Annotated in this window: 13 protein-coding genes, 1 pseudogene and 1 riboswitch; of the genes and pseudogenes, 7 read left to right on the top strand and 7 right to left on the bottom strand. The window is 42.0% G+C overall.

What is annotated here, in order from left to right; translation table 11 throughout:
• Positions 1 to 31: 31 nt before the first annotated feature.
• Positions 32 to 397, bottom strand: coding sequence for a DUF488 domain-containing protein (locus WMZ97_RS05760; RefSeq protein ID WP_343271131.1), 366 nt, complete (start codon positions 395 to 397; stop codon positions 32 to 34).
• Between the two features lie 203 nt (positions 398 to 600).
• On the bottom strand, positions 601 to 2,331 hold the full coding sequence (locus WMZ97_RS05755; protein WP_343271130.1) for a phospho-sugar mutase: 1,731 nt from the start codon (positions 2,329 to 2,331) through the stop codon (positions 601 to 603).
• 262 nt (positions 2,332 to 2,593) lie between these two features.
• Here WMZ97_RS05755 and WMZ97_RS05750 point away from each other — a divergent pair, with 262 nt between their 5' ends.
• Positions 2,594 to 3,676, top strand: a complete 1,083-nt coding sequence (locus tag WMZ97_RS05750) for an AI-2E family transporter (protein ID WP_343271129.1) — start codon at positions 2,594 to 2,596, stop codon at positions 3,674 to 3,676.
• Between the two features lie 650 nt (positions 3,677 to 4,326).
• On the opposite strand, the gene WMZ97_RS05745 is transcribed toward WMZ97_RS05750, so the two are convergent.
• Positions 4,327 to 5,178 carry a GNAT family N-acetyltransferase gene (locus tag WMZ97_RS05745; RefSeq protein ID WP_343271128.1) on the bottom strand — a complete coding sequence of 284 codons (852 nt, stop codon included), beginning with the start codon at positions 5,176 to 5,178 and terminating at the stop codon, positions 4,327 to 4,329.
• A gap of 88 nt (positions 5,179 to 5,266) precedes the next feature.
• On the opposite strand from WMZ97_RS05745, the gene WMZ97_RS05740 reads away from it, so the two are divergent.
• A complete protein-coding gene (locus WMZ97_RS05740) occupies positions 5,267 to 5,446 on the top strand; it encodes an SE1832 family protein (protein ID WP_343271127.1) in 180 nt (59 codons plus the stop codon).
• A gap of 25 nt (positions 5,447 to 5,471) precedes the next feature.
• Here the strand turns inward: WMZ97_RS05740 and WMZ97_RS05735 are convergent, their stop codons facing one another.
• Positions 5,472 to 7,346, bottom strand: coding sequence for a cation:proton antiporter (locus tag WMZ97_RS05735; RefSeq protein WP_343271126.1), 1,875 nt, complete (start codon positions 7,344 to 7,346; stop codon positions 5,472 to 5,474).
• A gap of 530 nt (positions 7,347 to 7,876) precedes the next feature.
• On the opposite strand from WMZ97_RS05735, the gene brnQ reads away from it, so the two are divergent.
• From brnQ to WMZ97_RS05720, 3 genes are all read left to right on the top strand, one after another.
• Positions 7,877 to 9,175: a branched-chain amino acid transport system II carrier protein gene (brnQ, locus tag WMZ97_RS05730; RefSeq protein WP_343271125.1), complete on the top strand. Its 1,299-nt coding sequence runs from the start codon at positions 7,877 to 7,879 to the stop codon at positions 9,173 to 9,175.
• Positions 9,176 to 9,273: 98 nt separating this feature from the next.
• Positions 9,274 to 11,421 carry a DNA helicase RecQ gene (recQ, locus tag WMZ97_RS05725; protein WP_343271124.1) on the top strand — a complete coding sequence of 716 codons (2,148 nt, stop codon included), beginning with the start codon at positions 9,274 to 9,276 and terminating at the stop codon, positions 11,419 to 11,421.
• Positions 11,422 to 11,705: 284 nt separating this feature from the next.
• Positions 11,706 to 12,425, top strand: coding sequence for a type II toxin-antitoxin system prevent-host-death family antitoxin (locus tag WMZ97_RS05720; protein WP_343271123.1), 720 nt, complete (start codon positions 11,706 to 11,708; stop codon positions 12,423 to 12,425).
• Between the two features lie 185 nt (positions 12,426 to 12,610).
• Here the strand turns inward: WMZ97_RS05720 and WMZ97_RS05715 are convergent, their stop codons facing one another.
• Positions 12,611 to 13,030 (bottom strand): DUF4181 domain-containing protein, encoded by a 420-nt coding sequence (locus WMZ97_RS05715; RefSeq protein WP_343271122.1) that lies wholly within the window; start codon positions 13,028 to 13,030, stop codon positions 12,611 to 12,613.
• A gap of 173 nt (positions 13,031 to 13,203) precedes the next feature.
• A pseudogene (locus tag WMZ97_RS05710) lies at positions 13,204 to 13,365 on the bottom strand (AAA family ATPase); the annotation flags it as partial.
• Positions 13,366 to 13,620: 255 nt separating this feature from the next.
• Positions 13,621 to 13,718: riboswitch (SAM riboswitch) on the top strand.
• Between the two features lie 224 nt (positions 13,719 to 13,942).
• Here WMZ97_RS05710 and WMZ97_RS05705 point away from each other — a divergent pair.
• Complete coding sequence (locus tag WMZ97_RS05705; protein ID WP_343271121.1) at positions 13,943 to 15,187, top strand: multidrug effflux MFS transporter; 1,245 nt, start codon at positions 13,943 to 13,945, stop codon at positions 15,185 to 15,187.
• 253 nt (positions 15,188 to 15,440) lie between these two features.
• Here the strand turns inward: WMZ97_RS05705 and WMZ97_RS05700 are convergent, their stop codons facing one another.
• Positions 15,441 to 16,679, bottom strand: a complete 1,239-nt coding sequence (locus WMZ97_RS05700) for an aminopeptidase (protein ID WP_343271120.1) — start codon at positions 16,677 to 16,679, stop codon at positions 15,441 to 15,443.
• 190 nt (positions 16,680 to 16,869) lie between these two features.
• Between WMZ97_RS05700 and WMZ97_RS05695 the strand changes: the two genes are divergently transcribed.
• Positions 16,870 to 17,196: a winged helix-turn-helix transcriptional regulator gene (locus WMZ97_RS05695; protein WP_343271119.1), complete on the top strand. Its 327-nt coding sequence runs from the start codon at positions 16,870 to 16,872 to the stop codon at positions 17,194 to 17,196.
• Positions 17,197 to 17,276: the final 80 nt, after the last annotated feature.

Below are 17,276 nucleotides of genomic sequence, written 5' to 3'. Positions count from 1 at the left end.
CCTCAACCGTTTTTTGTTTGTACATATGCTTTTATCCATTCTGATGGTCCAATATTTCCTTTAACACACGTGCCTGGTTATACTGTTCATCTTTTGCCGAAAATAATAAGGTAATCTGATCATTGTGCTCTTTTGTCAGCTTTTTTAATTTTTCCAATTCCTCATGCTGCTCCCCACTAGCTAATTCATCCTTATACTTCTGCTTAAATTCAGGAAACTTATCCGGATCATGGCCAAACCATTTCCGCAATTCACTGGATGGTCCTATTTCTTTCATCCAATGGTCAAGCTTTGCCTTTTCCTTTGACATCCCTCGTGGCCACACACGATCAACCAAAATCCGTACACCATCGTCTTGTGCTGCATCTTCATATATCCGTTTCATAGCTATTGCCATCGTTGAACCCCTCCTTTATGCGATCATGCGTATGTTCTCTCTATTGTTCTACCCACTCTTTTAAGAAATCAACCATCAAGCAGATGAGGAAACTTTTTCGTTTTACCTCCCCCTGAAGTGAGCGTCATAACTGCCCGCTCAGCATGAGATAAAAATAAGACCCCTATTTTCATATTTTTAGGAGTCTTATTCGATCGTTCTTCTTATTTGTCCTTCATTACCTGCTCCATCTCCCGTTTCAAATCAGCCAGCTTTTGCCTGCTTGCTTCCTTGGAGTCTTCACAAACACCGTAATAACATTTGATTTTGGGCTCGGTTCCTGATGGCCGTAAACACACCCAGCTATCATGCTCCAACCAATACTTCAGCACATTTTCTTTAGGTAACGTGATTTGTTCCATCTTATTTCCTTCGTTGACCAACGTCCGCTCGCTTGTAAGGTAATCTTCCACTTGCAGAACTTGAAGCCCGCCAATTTCCGATAACGGGTTCGCTCGTACAGTATCCATCATCGCTTTAATTTTTGCAGCTCCCTCTTTTCCTTTTAATGTCAGGGAAGTCATGCCCTCTTGATAATACCCGTACTGTTTGTATAACACCTCTAATGCTTCGAGGAGGGTTTTCCCTTGCCTTTTCCAATAATATGCTATTTCACAAGCCATCACGGCTGCTTGAACCGCATCCTTATCACGAGCAATACTGCTGATCAAATAACCATAGCTTTCTTCAAAGCCGAAAATGAATGTTTCATCGGTTGCATCAAATTGACGAATTTTTTCACCAATATACTTGAACCCGGTTAGTGTATCGATTGTTTTAACCCCGTGGCCCGCAGCAATTGCCCTGCCCAGTTCCGTGGTGACAATCGTTTTGATCATGCGGCCATTGCTTAATTGAGATGGTTCCGTTCTCGTTAACAGATAGTCCAACATAAGTGATCCAAGTTGGTTCCCGGTTAACACGGTATATTCACCCGTTTCATCTTTAACCGCAACCCCAAGCCGATCTGCGTCCGGATCAGTACCAATTAAAAGATCAGCATCTTCTTTTTTTCCATTAGCCATTGCCAGCGTGAACGCTTGATGCTCTTCCGGGTTCGGTGATGCTACCGTGGAAAACTCTGGATCGAGTTCCGCCTGTTCGGCAACAACATGGACGTTCGGAAAATGTAGTTGTTTCAAACCGCGCATGACTAAATCATAACCCGTGCCATGTAATGGGGTAAAAATAATCGATAAATCCTTCTTCGCTTTCTGCTCATTATCGCTTAACCTGGAAATTTGTTTTAATTTTTTCAAATATGCCTGGTCAACTTCCTCACCAATCCAATGCAACAGCATTTGTTCCTCCAGCTGCTTCTGTTCAAGAACTGGCACGGTTAACTCATTTGTTGTCTGTTGAATGTGTGCGATAATTTTAGCCGCTTCTGCTGGTGTGATCTGTCCCCCGTCCTCGTTATATACCTTAAAACCATTGTATTCCGGCGGGTTATGACTGGCAGTAATCATCACACCGGCACAAGTTCCTAAATGCCTGACAGCAAACGATAATAACGGCGTTGGATGTAATGAATCAAATATATAGGTCTGCAACCCATGTGCCCCCAGTACTTTGGCGGTTTCCAGGGCAAATTCCCGCGACATATGCCGTGAATCATAGGATACGGCAACTCCCCGGTCACCAGCATCAGCAAAGGTTTCTTGTAAATAATTGGCCAGTCCATTTACTGCTTTTCGTACCGTATAAATATTCATTCGATTGATTCCAGGTCCCAATACCCCGCGCATGCCTCCTGTTCCAAATGTTAACTCTTGGTAAAAGGCATCCTCCAGCGCTGCCCGGTCACCTTGAAGATTCGTTAATCCCTCCCTGAGTGATGGATCCAGTTCTTGAAATGCTTTCCATTTGTTATAAACGTTTTCCCATTGTTCCATTCGTGTACGATCTCCTTTTACACCTGAATACTGACTGTCCACTTCAATCGTTTCATGTCAGCTGCTTACAGGTCCGATTCATTCAGCGGAAGAAACCAGCTTCCACTAAGACTATTTGCTCAAATTCTAGCATACTTTACCCATGAATTCTATTTACATTAGTTATTTGTTTAATCACAACAAATTTCGGTAAGAATAAAATAATGCTTCCTATTCATTCCATTCTTCAAGTAGAATAGAATATATGCAAAGGAGTGATGACGTGTACACAAAACGCTGGTTTCAAGCACTGGTTTTGTTCATTTTAATCTTTCTATTAATCTTGTTAATTTCGGCGACTGATTTTGTGTTCGACCCAATCTTTAAATATATGGGTGCTGTTGCCGTCCCAGTGGTGGGTGCGGGAGTACTGTTCTATCTCACAAAGCCAATCGTTCATCTGTTGGAAAAATATAAAGTACCCCGTGTACTGGCTATTTTCATCGTGTTCATTCTGTTGATTCTGCTTGTCTACTTCATTATTCACTACATAGCGCCAATTGCTCAGAAGCAATTCTCCACCTTGACTGATAATATACCGGAAATGGTGGCAGGAGCGCAGCATTTAATCTCATACTGGCAAGCCAACCAGGATATCATCCCAACGGAAATAAACACAACGATCAATCATATTACCGACAATTTACAGTCCTATATTGAATCGATGATGACCTTTTTATTTGGGTTTATTAGTCAGTTAATCGGGTTTGTCTTCTCACTTGTGCTTGTACCGTTCTTTCTATTCTTTATGTTGAAAGATAGCGATAAATTTGTTCCCTTTATTACACAAATCTTTCATAAGAAAAAAGCGGAAAACATTGGCAGTCTGATGTACAAAATTGACCATACCTTATCACATTATATTCAGGGCCAGTTAATTGTCAGTTCATGTGTCGGTGTGTTGCTGTTCATTGGCTATTTAATTATTGGTTTAAAATATGCATTAACATTGGCCTTATTTGGGATGGTCATGTGTGTGGTACCTTTTATTGGGGCATTTATCTCCGTTATCCCGGCAATGATTGTCGGTCTTTTTCAAGATCCGATTCTAGCAGTATGGGTCGCTATTATTATGATTGTTGCCCATCAATTTGAGAGCAACTTTATTGCGCCTAACGTTATGGGGCGGGCATTGAGGCTCCATCCGTTAACGATCATCACCTTAATTCTTGCTGCCGGTAGTATCGCAGGTTTTCTTGGCGTCTTGTTTGCAGTACCGTTCTATGCCGTTATTAAAACCATTATTGTGCATTTTTACAAAACCTATCAGGATACAAGGGTGGATAAAGATGATGCCCTTATATAGTTCGTGGGTGTATCATTAGAATTGATGTTCTTAGACCTGGACGATGTTTGCTGAATCTGGTTGATATCCTCGCTCCTGGGTTGATGTTTCTTCGTATCCGGTCGATGGCCACGTGCCTAGGTTGATGTTTCTTCGTATTCGGTCGATATCCGCGTGCCTAGGTTGATGTTTCTTCGTATTCGGTCGATATCCGCGTGCCTAGGTTGATGTTTCTTCGTATCCGGTCGATGGCCACGTGCCTAGGTTGATGTTTCTTCGTATTCGGTCGATATCCGCGTGCCTAGGTTGATGTTTCTACATATTCGGTCGATATCCGCGTGCCTAGGTTGATGTTTTGCCGAATTCGGTTGATGGCCGCGTGCCTAGGTTGATGTTTCTTCGTATCCGGTCGATATCCGCGTGCCTAGGTTGATGTTTTGCCGAATTCGGTCGATGGCCACGCGCCCGGGTTGATGTTTCTTCGTATTCGGTCGATGGCCACGTGCCTAGGTTGATGTTTCACCTATTCGGTCGATATCCGCGTGCCTAGGTTGATGTTTCTACATATTCGGTCGATATCCGCGTGCCTAGGTTGATGTTTTGCCGAATTCGGTTGATATCCGCTCTCCAAGGGCGATATTTCACCGAATTCGGTCGATGCCAAAGCATGGCTACTCCTGCTTAGGGAATCGATAAACAATCGAATCACCAACAACATAGTAGCCAATTTTTTTATAAATGCCATTTGAAGTCGGGTTGGCCTTGTCAGTATACAAACTGCAAAATTGAAACCCGCTTGTCAGTAACTGTGAAGATAATGCAGCAACAGCACTTGTTGCATAACCCTTTCGTTTAAAGCAATCCGGCGTGTATACCGCATTTATGGTTACACCGTGATCTGTTTCCCGTGACCGATTAACCATGGAAACAGGTTCACCCGCCACTTCCCACAAATAGACGGACTGATTAGCGATGAACCGTGCTGCCGTTCGATCTGCATTGGATTTAGCCATCTTTTCATTTGCTTCTTCGCCAAATTGCTGAAGCCATTGCGTAATCAGTGCATGATGTACTGCTTGTGCATGTATCAATTTCCCTTCAGCTAGAGGGATAGGCTGCACATGATCCAACTGATAAATTAATTGTTCCATATGGACGATTGCGTTCATGCCTATCAATTGTTCCCACTGTTTAACAAACATCGTGGCAGCTTTCACTGGACCTATGATGCTAGGGATATGCATGTGATGATCATATAAAAACTGGGTGACAGAACTAATAATTGCTTCATCCATATTGGGCGTATCCGCTAAAATCCAATTTTTCGGTGTCTCCATGAATGCATATACAACCTCATGATCCTGTTCTACAAACCCTAGGCACCCATATTCTCCCTCGTTAGGAGCATCTACTAATCGTTTAACGATACCAAGCATTAGGTTATTACAGGACTCTTTTTTCATTAACAGTGGTTCAACAACCTGTGCAAATTCCTGTGGTGACGATACTAATGTAATATTCATTCGATACCCCTTCCTTTTTTAAAATAGTAACGTAATATTCTTTTTTGTAAAGAGGAAATCCGTTAGAATGTATATAGGAGTGATAATTATGAATAAAAAAGAGATTGAAGCGAAGATCGCCGAATTAAAATCAGATTATGTGCGGATCCAAGGGGACGCCGAGAAATTGGTTTTAGTCGGGCAAAATACCGCAACTGCGGAAAAGAAGCTGATCGAGCTTGAGGAAGAAATTGCTGTTATGTACCGTAAGCTGGAAGAAATAGAATAGTTCGAGTGCCAGGCACCCGAACTATTTAGGTACTGGCACTCTCATTTTCTTTTCCATTTCCTTTTCCATTTCCATTGCGTCTGGTTTCCAATTTGGCCTGAATTTTTTTATCCTGCGGTGCTAAGCTAACCACAACATCCCCAGACTCAGGTGTTGATTTCATGTCTGAAGAATAGAAGACAATTTTTCCCGATGGCTTAATAAGATATAGCAGCACCGCTTCTTTATCCCGTTTCTCCAGATATTGTTTGTAATTATACTGATCGGTTAAAGTTGTTTGTCTAAACACAAATCCGGACCGAATATTTTCACTCAAGTCTTCTGTGGAAACTTCCTCACCAAATAAAATACGCCCGCCGATCTTATTGACAATATTATTAGTATCGCCATCCACCAGCTTATACGGACTCACCTTATAAACATTGGTTCGCCCATATTCCGGCATAAACGTCGTGCAAACGAGTGAATTGTACGAATGGTAATCCGTTGCCGCAATCAAATATTCATATGGAGTTGTATCCAAGTGGTATTCCGTTTGCTCGGACAGCATTTCCCCATGATAGAATGGCACGCCGGCCTCTCGCGCATTCCGTAATCTTTCCCAGGAAGAATCAACAATAATAACTGGCGCTTTCGCCTTAACCAGTGACTTTGCCAGTTCAACCGTAAATCGGTTACTGCCAGCGATAAGGGTACCTGGCCGCCCATCCATCGATAAGTGAAGCTTTTTTGCCAGCCAGCTGATTGAAAATCCGTGCGCGATAACTGTAAAGAACACCAATCCAAACGTCAATGTGGTAAGAATGGAAGCATCTTCATAGCCAGCGTCTCCCAGTATCGCAGCAAAATAACTGGAAACCGTTAATGCGACAATCCCTCGGGGTGCAATCCAGCCAACCAATATTTTTTCGTTAAGCGATAAATCAGTCCCGATGGTAGATATAAAAATCGATAACGGACGGACGATAATCATCATAAATATGACATATCCGATAATTCTTGGTTCAAATATATGCAAGATCGTATCCATATTTAAGGACGCCGACAACATAATAAAGATGGCAGATATTAGTAATATAGACATGTTCTCCTTAAAGTGCCGCATATCCTCTACCGAGCTAATACCCATGTTTGCAAGTGTCATGCCCATTGCCGTTACAGCTAACAGCCCTGTTTCATGGGCAGTCTCATCGGCAATCGTAAAACAGAGGATAACCACAATAAACACTGCTGGTGATTTTAGAAACTCAGGAATATTTCCGGTCTCAAACATCCAGCCAATACCTCGTCCACATGCCCAGCCAAAAATAACCGCAAAAACCGATGCCGCAAAGAATAACAATAGTGACAGCCCGCTAGGATCCTGGGCGGTAAAATAAGAAATTAATTCAAATGCAAATACCGCCAGTAGAGCACCAATCGGATCAACGATGATCCCTTCCCACTTCAAAATCTTTGCTGGCCGTGATTTTAATTTGGATTGGCGCAGCAAAGGCAGAATCACGGTCGGACCAGTCACAATAAATAAACCGCCAATCACAAATGCAACGGTCCAGGACAATCCTGCGATATAATGGGCTGTCAATGAGCCCAGTATCCAGGCAATAAATGCGCCAATTGTCGCAATGCGAAATACCGGCCGGCCAAGACCGCGCAGCTCCTTGAAATTCAAGTTTAAACTGCCCTCAAATAGAATAATCGCCACAGCAACGGTAATAATTGGCTTATATAACGTGCCAAAGTCTTCCTGTGGATTCATAATGCCGAACACCGGACCAACGATTAATCCGGCAACAGACATCACAACAATGGCTGGCAATCGATAACGCCAGGCCAACCACTGTGATCCAATCCCCAGCAGACCGACTAACATAATTTCAAATAAAACAGAAGGAAACATATCATACCTCCATTTCTTCCTATTTATCCCGCCTTAACGGGCAGTAAGACCCCCCACTTCAGGATTTTGAGGTGAAACTAAACAAGATAAGTGGGGGCAACTACATGACAAAGGTCCGATTCTGTTCTCAGCCTGCACTAGCACGTCTGAGTGCGTCAAAAACTCCCCCTGAATGAAGTTTCACTTTATATAAAGTCATTTTAAAGGGGGTTAGAAATAAAGTAAACAATTAAATCGTATTTCCCGCGAAGTTTTTCACGTGAACTGTGTATTAAAGCCCCCTTTAAACGCCATTAAAATCTGTAAAAGAGGGGCAGACTTCAGATCCGTTTGAATCCAATTCAGGAGCATTTTTAACATCTGCTCATCATGGGTCAAATCTACCTATTCGACAAGCATTGACAAGCCGTTATTCAACTTGGTAAACTTATTTTAATTTGCCACATTTCCAATACTCCTGCATTAATTGTCTGATTTCACAAAAAACAGTCATCGTCGGGAAACGCTAGTTTTAGAGGAGATATATCATCATGAATAGAAACATCTTTATCATTGGATTCATGCTTTTTGCATTATTTTTTGGTGCAGGTAATCTCATTTATCCGCCAACCCTCGGCATCGACTCGGGCACATCCTATTGGCTGGCGATCAGTGGCTTTGTCATTACCGGTGTGGGACTACCAATTCTCGCCGTTACCTCCATCGCTTTTGTAAAAAATGATGCCCGTGAATTAGCTGATCGCGTGCATCCATTGTTTGGATTATTGTTTACCTCGATTGTTTATTTAGCAATTGGCCCTTTTTTCGGGATCCCACGAGCAGCGGCCGTTGCCTATGAAATAGGTGTCGAGCCTTTTACACAACATACATCCACATTGGCATTATTTATTTTTACAACTATCTTTTTTATTCTCGTTTATTGGGTAAGTCTAAACCCATCCAAAATGGTTGATCGCATCGGGCAATGGCTAACTCCAATTTTGTTACTTGCTATTGTCGCACTCAGTGTTGGTGGTTTTTTTCTTTTGGACCAACCATTGCAAAGCCCAATTGCTAAATATACCGAAAATACCTTTTTCACTGGTTTTGTGGAAGGGTATTTAACGATGGATGCAATTGCTGCACTGGCATTTGGTATTATTGTTGTCAATGCCTTTAAAGAACGCGGTGTAACCAGCAAGAAAGGACTTGTCCGCGCCACGTTAAAAACTGGGATCATTACCGGTGTTGGACTTATCGCTGTCTATGCTTCCCTTGGCTGGATTGGGGCAAAGCTTGCGTCAACAGGCAGTTATGATAATGGTGGCAACATCTTATCCAGTGCGGCCCACATGATATTCGGCAATTTTGGTGCTTTCTTACTCGGTATCATTGTCATTTTGGCTTGTTTTACAACCTCTGTAGGTCTGGTCGTTGCTTGCGGGCAATTTTTTGTTAAAATCATCCCCCTTTCGTACAAATGGATTATTAGCCTTGTGACCGTTCTAAGTTACCTCATTGCCAACCAAGGATTAGATACCATTATTGGCTATTCTGTACCGGTGCTCACGTTTATCTATCCCATCACGATTGTGCTGGTATTATTAACGTTTATGCAAACCCTGTTTCAACGATCAAAAGCAGTTTACCGCGGAGCAATATTATTCACGTCCCTGATCAGTTTGTATGACGGCCTTGTTGCCTTTGGCATTAAGTTAGATGCCATTACACCCTACATGGAGTACTTACCATTTTTCGCAAATGGATTAGGCTGGGTTGTTCCGGCAATTATCGGCGGATTGATCGGACTGCTCTTTCGAAACCGGCAATCTTCTCCGCACGCTCATTAAGGGGCTGCCATCCGGCTGCCCTCCCTTCCATTTCTTTGATTCTCAGTCACATTCAAAAATATGTTAGGATAATACTAGCAATAGGAGGTCCACGTATCATGATGACAAAAGAAGAGAAAATACTGCAAACCTATTTCGGCTACGAAACATTTCGTCCAGGCCAGAAGGAAACCATTGATCATATTCTACAGACCAACAACACCCTTGCTGTGATGCCTACAGGCGGCGGGAAATCACTATGTTACCAAATTCCCGGTCTGTCACTTGACGGATGCGCAATCATCATCTCCCCGTTAATTTCATTAATGAAAGATCAGGTCGATTCCCTCAACGCATTAGGCATACCGGCAACGTTTATTAACAGCTCCCTTTCCACCGCTGAACAGCAAGAGCGTCTGCAGAACATGGCTAATCAGCGCTATAAGTTTGTTTATGTTGCACCAGAACGGTTTGAGTCGCAAAGCTTTGTTAATGTTGCGAAACGTATCCGATTATCATTAGTCGCCTTTGACGAAGCACACTGTATCTCCCAATGGGGGCATGATTTCCGGCCAAGCTACCGATCGATTGTAGCGAAGTTAACCCACCTGCCAAATATCCCGGTGTTAGTCGCATTAACTGCAACAGCTACCAGGGAAGTCATTTCCGATATTCAATCTTTATTACATATCGGTGACACACATGTAATCAATACTGGGTTTGAACGGGATAATTTATCATTTCACGTGGTAAAAGGAAAAGATAAGGCGACCTATGTACGCGCTTTTTTAAAAGAACATAGCTCGGAATCTGGCATCATTTATACCGCAACCCGAAAACAGGCAGATAGTTTATATGAACAATTACAGCGACGCGGCCTAGCATGTGAAAAATACCATGCCGGGATGGGAGAAGAGGATCGAAAGCGTGCCCAGGCGGCATTTATCCAAGATGAAAAAACGGTCATGATCGCCACGAACGCGTTTGGAATGGGAATCGATAAGTCCAATGTCCGTTATGTGATTCATTATGCCATGCCCATGACGATTGAATCCTACTATCAGGAAGCCGGGCGCGCCGGACGAGACGGTGAACCAAGTGACTGTATCCTGCTGTTTTCCCCACAGGATGTGCAGCTGCAGAAATTTTTAATTGAGCAATCGCTAATGGATGAGGATGCAAAACGGGACGAATATCGGAAATTACAGGCGATGATCAATTATTGTCATACACACAGCTGTTTAACGACGTTTATCCTGGAATATTTCAATGATCACCCGACTCAAAAAACATGCCAACGCTGCAGTAATTGCTTAAACCGCCAAGAGAAAAGTGATATTACCGAAGAGGCGCAAATGATTCTTTCTTGTGTAAAGCGTATGGGCGAACGATTTGGCACAGGGATGACTGCTAAGGTTTTAAAAGGCTCCAGAGATAAAAAGTTGCATGACTTTGGCTTGCATCGGCTCACTACATATGGGATTATGTCTGCGTATACGGAAAAGGAACTAACCGAGCGTATTCATTTCTTAATCGCCGAAAATTTACTGGCAACCGAAGAAGGGAAGTTTCCAACATTACGGTTAAACCAAGCATCGGTTGAGGTACTCAAAGGTCAGCGTACCGTGGTCATCTATACCGCGCCAATTCCAACCGGGGAAGAAGCGGACTATCATCTTGACCTGTTTGAACAATTACGACGGTTACGCAAACAGATTGCGGATGAGAAAGGAGTCCCACCATATGTGCTTTTCTCGGACGCAACCTTAAAGGAGTTAAGCCGCTACTTCCCAGAAACGAAAGAAGATATGCTTACGATTAAAGGGATTGGCGAGAAAAAGTACGAACAATACGGTGATGTGTTTTTAAATGTTATTCTAACATGGCGAGCCGAAAACCCGGACATCAAGTCGAAAATCCGAATATCCGACGCTCCAGCAGCAAGACCGGCTAAACGCAAACCAGATGAAGCTGGCCCAAGTCATATGATCAGTTATCAACTCTTTCAATCCGGCAAATCGATCAAGGACATTGCTACAATCAGGGAGTTTTCGCAGCAAACAATTGAAGGGCATATCTTTAAAGCGTTCAAGGATGGTTACCCAATTGCCTGGAACATCTTTTTTAATACAGAGGAAGAGGCAGCCGTGCTAGCAGCAAGAGAGAAAATCGAGGAACCAAAACTCAAACCATTACGCGAGACCCTACCTGATGATTATAGCTATACAACAATTAAGGCTGTTTTAGTGAAGAACGGGTATATGTAATTAGGAACACGGGCTAGTTTCATGCCGCTGAAAAACGGACGTCTTTTAATGGATTGCATGTGAGGCATTTGCTTTCATATTTGTCGTAGTAAATTATCGGCGATTTGCTTTTCAGCAATCCGGACGGCTCCTATGTCTCACTTTTCACATAAAATAAATTTGATGCTGCGCAACTTGCTCCTTTAATACGCATATAAATTAGCTATTTCGCCAAAAACCGTTTTCGAAATAGCTAATTCTATGTATAATATAGCTGTATTAGCTAAAAGGAGGCATGAACACAAATGAGAGTTCCTTCAACCAAAATGCAAAATAATTTCGGAAAATATCTGAAGTTTGTGGAAGCTAACGAAGAAATTATTATAACCAAAAGCGGAAAAGATGCAGCTAAAATTTTACCATGTTATGATGCAGATTCTGTCAGAGAAGGACAATCGGAATATCATTCTTCAAGGGATTGGGTAACGTACGAAGAATTTCTGGAAATAACGGAGGAATCGGAATTAAGGTTTGAATTAATCGATGGCGTCATCTACAACCCTGCCTCCCCTTCTTATAAGCACCAGCATGCGGTCCATGAGCTTCATGGTACATTTTACAATTGGTTCAAAGAGAAAAAATGTGTTCCACTAACATCTCCCTTCGATGTAACTTTCTTTAAAGAAGAAGACAATATCTGTGTGGTACAGCCAGATATTTTGGTGATCTGTGACAAAGACAACCTTGACGAAAAAGGCAAATATATGGGGACACCAACTCTGGTGGTTGAAGTGTTGTCTCCTTCCACAAGAAGCAAAGATATGTTAAAGAAGCTTGCATTATATAAGCAATGCGGTGTGAACGAATACTGGATTGTTGATCCAATCAATGAGCATATTTTGATTTATACGCTTGCAAACGATGATATTGTAAACAACAAAACCTATTCAAAAAATGCCCATCAGTTGGTTCGCTCTGATCTTTTTGAAGGACTGGTTGCGGATTTGCAGGATGTGTTCGCTTGATCATTTGAATGTGTATATGATGCCCAAAAGATGGGTGCCTTCATTCCACCTGCAATTTCTCTGAAGAATATAACTAACATTTTCATTAGAAGTGTTAAGTTTATCAGGAAGAATTGTACCATATATTACGCTTAATTACCTTTTTCCTAATGAAGTTTCACTTTATTACTTTTTCACGCATACCCTCAGTGCAACAGAGAATTACTGCTTAGCCACCATAGTACACCAAAAAATGTAACAATGGTTAGACCAACTTCTATTAGGGAGACTTTGTAGTTTACCCGGTTACCGGAATACTTCCACTCTACATATGCTTGAAAACATAGCTGGCATACGATAAAAAGGCATAATAGAATGAGTATAGTAGGTGCCTTGGCTGAAAACATAGACGCATCTATAATAATGACGATCACAAATATGAAACGTAACGTCCAATCGCCTATTTTATGTAATTTATTAATGTGGTTATAGGAAAACCAGCGCATTTTATCAGCCCCCATCATGCCGCGAAGAAGCGCTGGAATTCCGATAAGCATGATAATTACAATCCCCATAATGATGATAAGTTCATTCCAAAACCCAGCTTGTAGTCCGTAATAATTCATGTATAAACAGCTCCGTATTTGTTTTGACTTTCAATTTATCTGTTTGGACGGCACGCAGTTTCACGATTAAACCGTACGCAATATGTTACGCCCACTTCTTACAACACCTACCCTTATTAATTTCTACTGAATCGTACTTTTTGAACGGAACATCAGCATGTCATAACACGAATTGAAAGATTTTCTTCTCGATCATGAACCTTCAACATCTCCCGGCGAACGATATCCTGTGAAACTAGGAGAGTTCCTTCACCAAAATGAGTTTGAAGATTTTTTGCAATAGTCGTTTTACCACTGCCGGCATTTCCTCGTAGGATAATTAGTTTTGATTCCATTATGCTCTCCATTCCTCTGTTTCAATTTTAAACCCATTCAAACATTTTTTAATAATTATGTAAACTGATTTATCGAGAATTCCACTGCTTCACAGATAATCATCTAATCCGGGCATTGTGCTATATCTTTACTGAAATTTAACACCCAATAACGGATAATATATTTAGGGAAGGACAGTGTCAAAGTGGATTTCCTTTCTTGACAATTTGTCGTTTGTCCAGTAGAGTGTAGTGATCAACTAATTGAATAATATTTTCTTATCCAGAGAGGTGGAGGGACTGGCCCATTGAAGCCTCAGCAACAGACGGTTTGTACTGTGCTAATTCCAGATGCATATTGCGGAAGATAAGAAGAGCAGTTACTTTATATCCCTCTTCTTATTTTGGAAGGGGGTTTTTCTATTGTAATAAGTAATCAAATTATCATTTTCCCATGTACATGAGAGACATTATAGGAAACGAATGGCGATAGTCAACGATTCCTATTGTGAATAGATTATAAGCTTTGATATACCCCATATTGTATATAGGCATATCAATTTAAAATAGATTATTAAAGAGAGGCTCGGACAAATTTATGAAACAAACAATAAATCATCAAGAAACGTCTATAGGATATAACAAAGTGTGGATGGTGCTAATTTTAGGCGCACTAACGGCATTCGGTCCATTATCCATGGATATGTATTTACCGGGATTGCCAAAAGTAACCGAAGATTTTCAAACAACTGCCTCCCTTGCTCAGTTAAGCATAACCGCAACTCTAGTCGGTTTGGCAATTGGGCAATTAGTATTTGGTCCGTTAAGTGATATTAAAGGAAGAAAGCGCCCGCTGCTTGTGACGTTAACAACATACGCGCTTGCTTCTATTCTTGCTGTATTCAGCGATAATATTTGGGTATTTGTCTGTTTGCGATTTATTCAAGGGGTATCAGCTGCTGCAGGAATTGTCATCGCACGTGCGGCATCACGGGATATGTATACAGGGAAAGACTTGACGAAATTTATGGCGATGCTTGCACTGGTCAATGGGGCCGCTCCAATTCTCGCACCATTATTCGGCGGATTAGTACTCAACTTTGCGTCATGGCGGTTCGTCTTTGTCATTTTGTTCATTATTGGAATCGTGATGTTGCTCAGCGTAACATTTACGCTTCCAGAAACACTAGCAGAGAAGGACAGGAAACAAGGCGGTCTAACGGAAACCTTTCAAACGTTCCGTGTTTTGCTGAGAGACCGGGTATTTATCGGGATCGCACTGGCTCAAGCCTTTGCCTCCATGAGTATGTTTGCGTATATTGCCGGTTCCCCATTCGTTTTACAAAATATTTATGACGCAACACCACTGCAGTTTTCCGTTATATTTGCTATTAATGGAGTAGGAATCATTATTGCTGCACAGCTCACGGGGAGATTGTCCTCTACTATAGAGGAAACGCATTTATTAAAGTGGGGCGTTTCCATCTCTTTTGCAGGCGGTTTCCTCCTAATTGCGACCATCTTGTTTGCTTTTCCATTGTGGGTATTGCTGCCAGCACTGTTCCTGGTAGTTTCCAGTGTTGGAATCGTGAATACAACTAGTTTTTCGTTAGGAATGCAGCGTCAAGGAAAAAATGCGGGAAGTGCATCTGCGTTTCTAGGTATACTTCCATTCGCTGGTGGCGGGATTGTTTCACCACTTGTCGGGATTGCCGGTGATTATACAGCGGTGCCAATGGCTATTATCATATTCATTACCAGTACGATGGCATTCACCTTTTACCATATTCTTGTCAAACCAAATCGCACAGCCATTCATGACAGTAGTTCCTCTGCCGTATAACCAAGGGAAGGAATTTGCCAATAAAGTGAAACTTCATTCAGTGGGGGCTTACTACCCGTTAAGGCGGATAAGTGATTCCTAAGACGATTATAAAAAAGTAAACGTCATGGAGTAAGGGGCGCTCTATCTCCCAACTCCATGAATTACATATTCATTTAACAATTACTTATGGTTTCACGACTAACAAGCACCAAAAATGAAAACGTCATGCATCCCTCCGCTAAGAAGGTTGCATGACGCAATCTATTAAACCTCACTTCATGTCGAATGCCCATGTACCATTCCGGAACACAGCTTCGGTACTGCCGTCTGCTTTCACCCCGTCAATATCGAGTTTTTCTGAGCCAATCATGAAATCAACATGACTTAAGCTATCATTGACTCCATGTTTATCCAACTCCTCTGCAGTCATGCTTGCCCCACCTTCCAGGTTAGTTGGATACGCCTTCCCAAGAGCAATATGACAAGATGCATTCTCATCAAATAATGTATTATAAAAAATCAAGCCTGATTGAGAGACCGGTGATTCGTGTGGTACAAGGGCGACTTCCCCTAACCGGCGGGAACCCTCATCCGTTTCAAGCAAGTGTTTCAAGGTTTCTTCTCCTTGTTCCGCTTTAAAATCAATTACTTTACCATCCTTGAATGTGAGACTAAAATTGTCGATTAAACTGCCGCCATAATTCAGAGGTTTCGTACTTGACACCGTACCATTGACACCATATTTATGTGGCAGTGAAAAGACTTCCTCCGTCGGCATGTTTGGATTGAAGGTGATTCCCTTTTCCGATACAGCGGAGCCTCCTTTCCAAATATGACCCTCAGGCAATTCGATTTCCAAGTCTGTTCCTGGTGCTTTATAAACCAGTTTTTTATAGTTTTTCTTATTCAGTATTTCGCGGGCCGTTTTCAAGTTCGCATTATGTTCTTCCCAGGCAGCAATCGGGTCGTCCTTGTCCACACGAACAATTTGGACAATCGCTTTCCACAAACTTTCCATGGCATCTTCCTTCGATTTATCTGGAAAAATCTTTTGTGCCCAATCACCCGTTGGAATCGAAATAATCGACCATGTCACCCGATCATTCATCGTATATTGCCGGAAGTTCCGCAATGCTACAGCCCCTGCTTTGCTTGCTTTGGCAACACGTGATGGGTCAATGTCCTTTAATAAATCCGGATTTGTCGAGCGAATGGATAGTACTGCCGCACCATCTTCTACATATGTATCATGCAGCTTAACCTTCCACTCGGGGTAATCAGCAATTACTTCATCCGAGGCATTTTCGTAGTAGAGTTTTGTCAGCTCATCATCCCCCCAATTTACCTGGACATTTTTGGCCCCTAATTCATACGCTTTGCGGACGACAACTCGGGTAAAATCAGCCCCCTCGATTGGTGCATTAATCATAAGTGCCTGGTTTTTTTGCAGATTTACTCCTGTTTTTAATGCTAATTCCGCATACTTTTCCTGAGTTTGTTTACTTACCATAATTTTTTACCTCCAAAATAGTTTCTTCTTCCTTTTTTATTATTTCATACAATTTCAGTATTACCAAATCATGTGTTTAACGTATATCCTTGCCTTTTTCCAGCCTATTTACGGAAAAACTCATATGTGTTATGCTTATATTAGGTTACTTTTCGTAATTACCTATCTAACCAGAGAGAAGGTGATCTTCATGGAAGAATTATGTCCGCGTTTTGAAAAGGCAATGCAGCTGATGAGTAAACGATGGGTCGGACTGATTTTGTTCGAACTGCTAAAAGGAACAAAGCGTTTTTCGGAAATGGAATCGGACTTGCCAATCAGCGGAAGATTACTCTCTGATCGACTAAAAATGCTTGAAAAAGAAGGAATCGTCGAACGCAATATTTACTCCGAATTCCCTGTACGCATTGAATATTCCCTGTCTGGCAAGGGCAAAGCAATGGAGCCAGTCATTAAAGCCATTCAATGCTGGGCGGAGGAATGGATTACCATGGATGAATTAGAAGAGAAAGCTTAAGGTAGAGCAGGCTGTGGAACTACCAGCCTGCTTGTTATTTATATATGGGTCCGTCCTTTGATCTATGGAACAAAAGCAAT

This window comes from Lentibacillus songyuanensis (genome assembly GCF_039548255.1).
Lineage (GTDB): Bacteria > Bacillota > Bacilli > Bacillales > Amphibacillaceae > Lentibacillus_C > Lentibacillus_C songyuanensis.
Note: the sequence above shows the minus strand (reverse complement) of the source record. Positions and strands in the feature narration are given on the sequence as shown.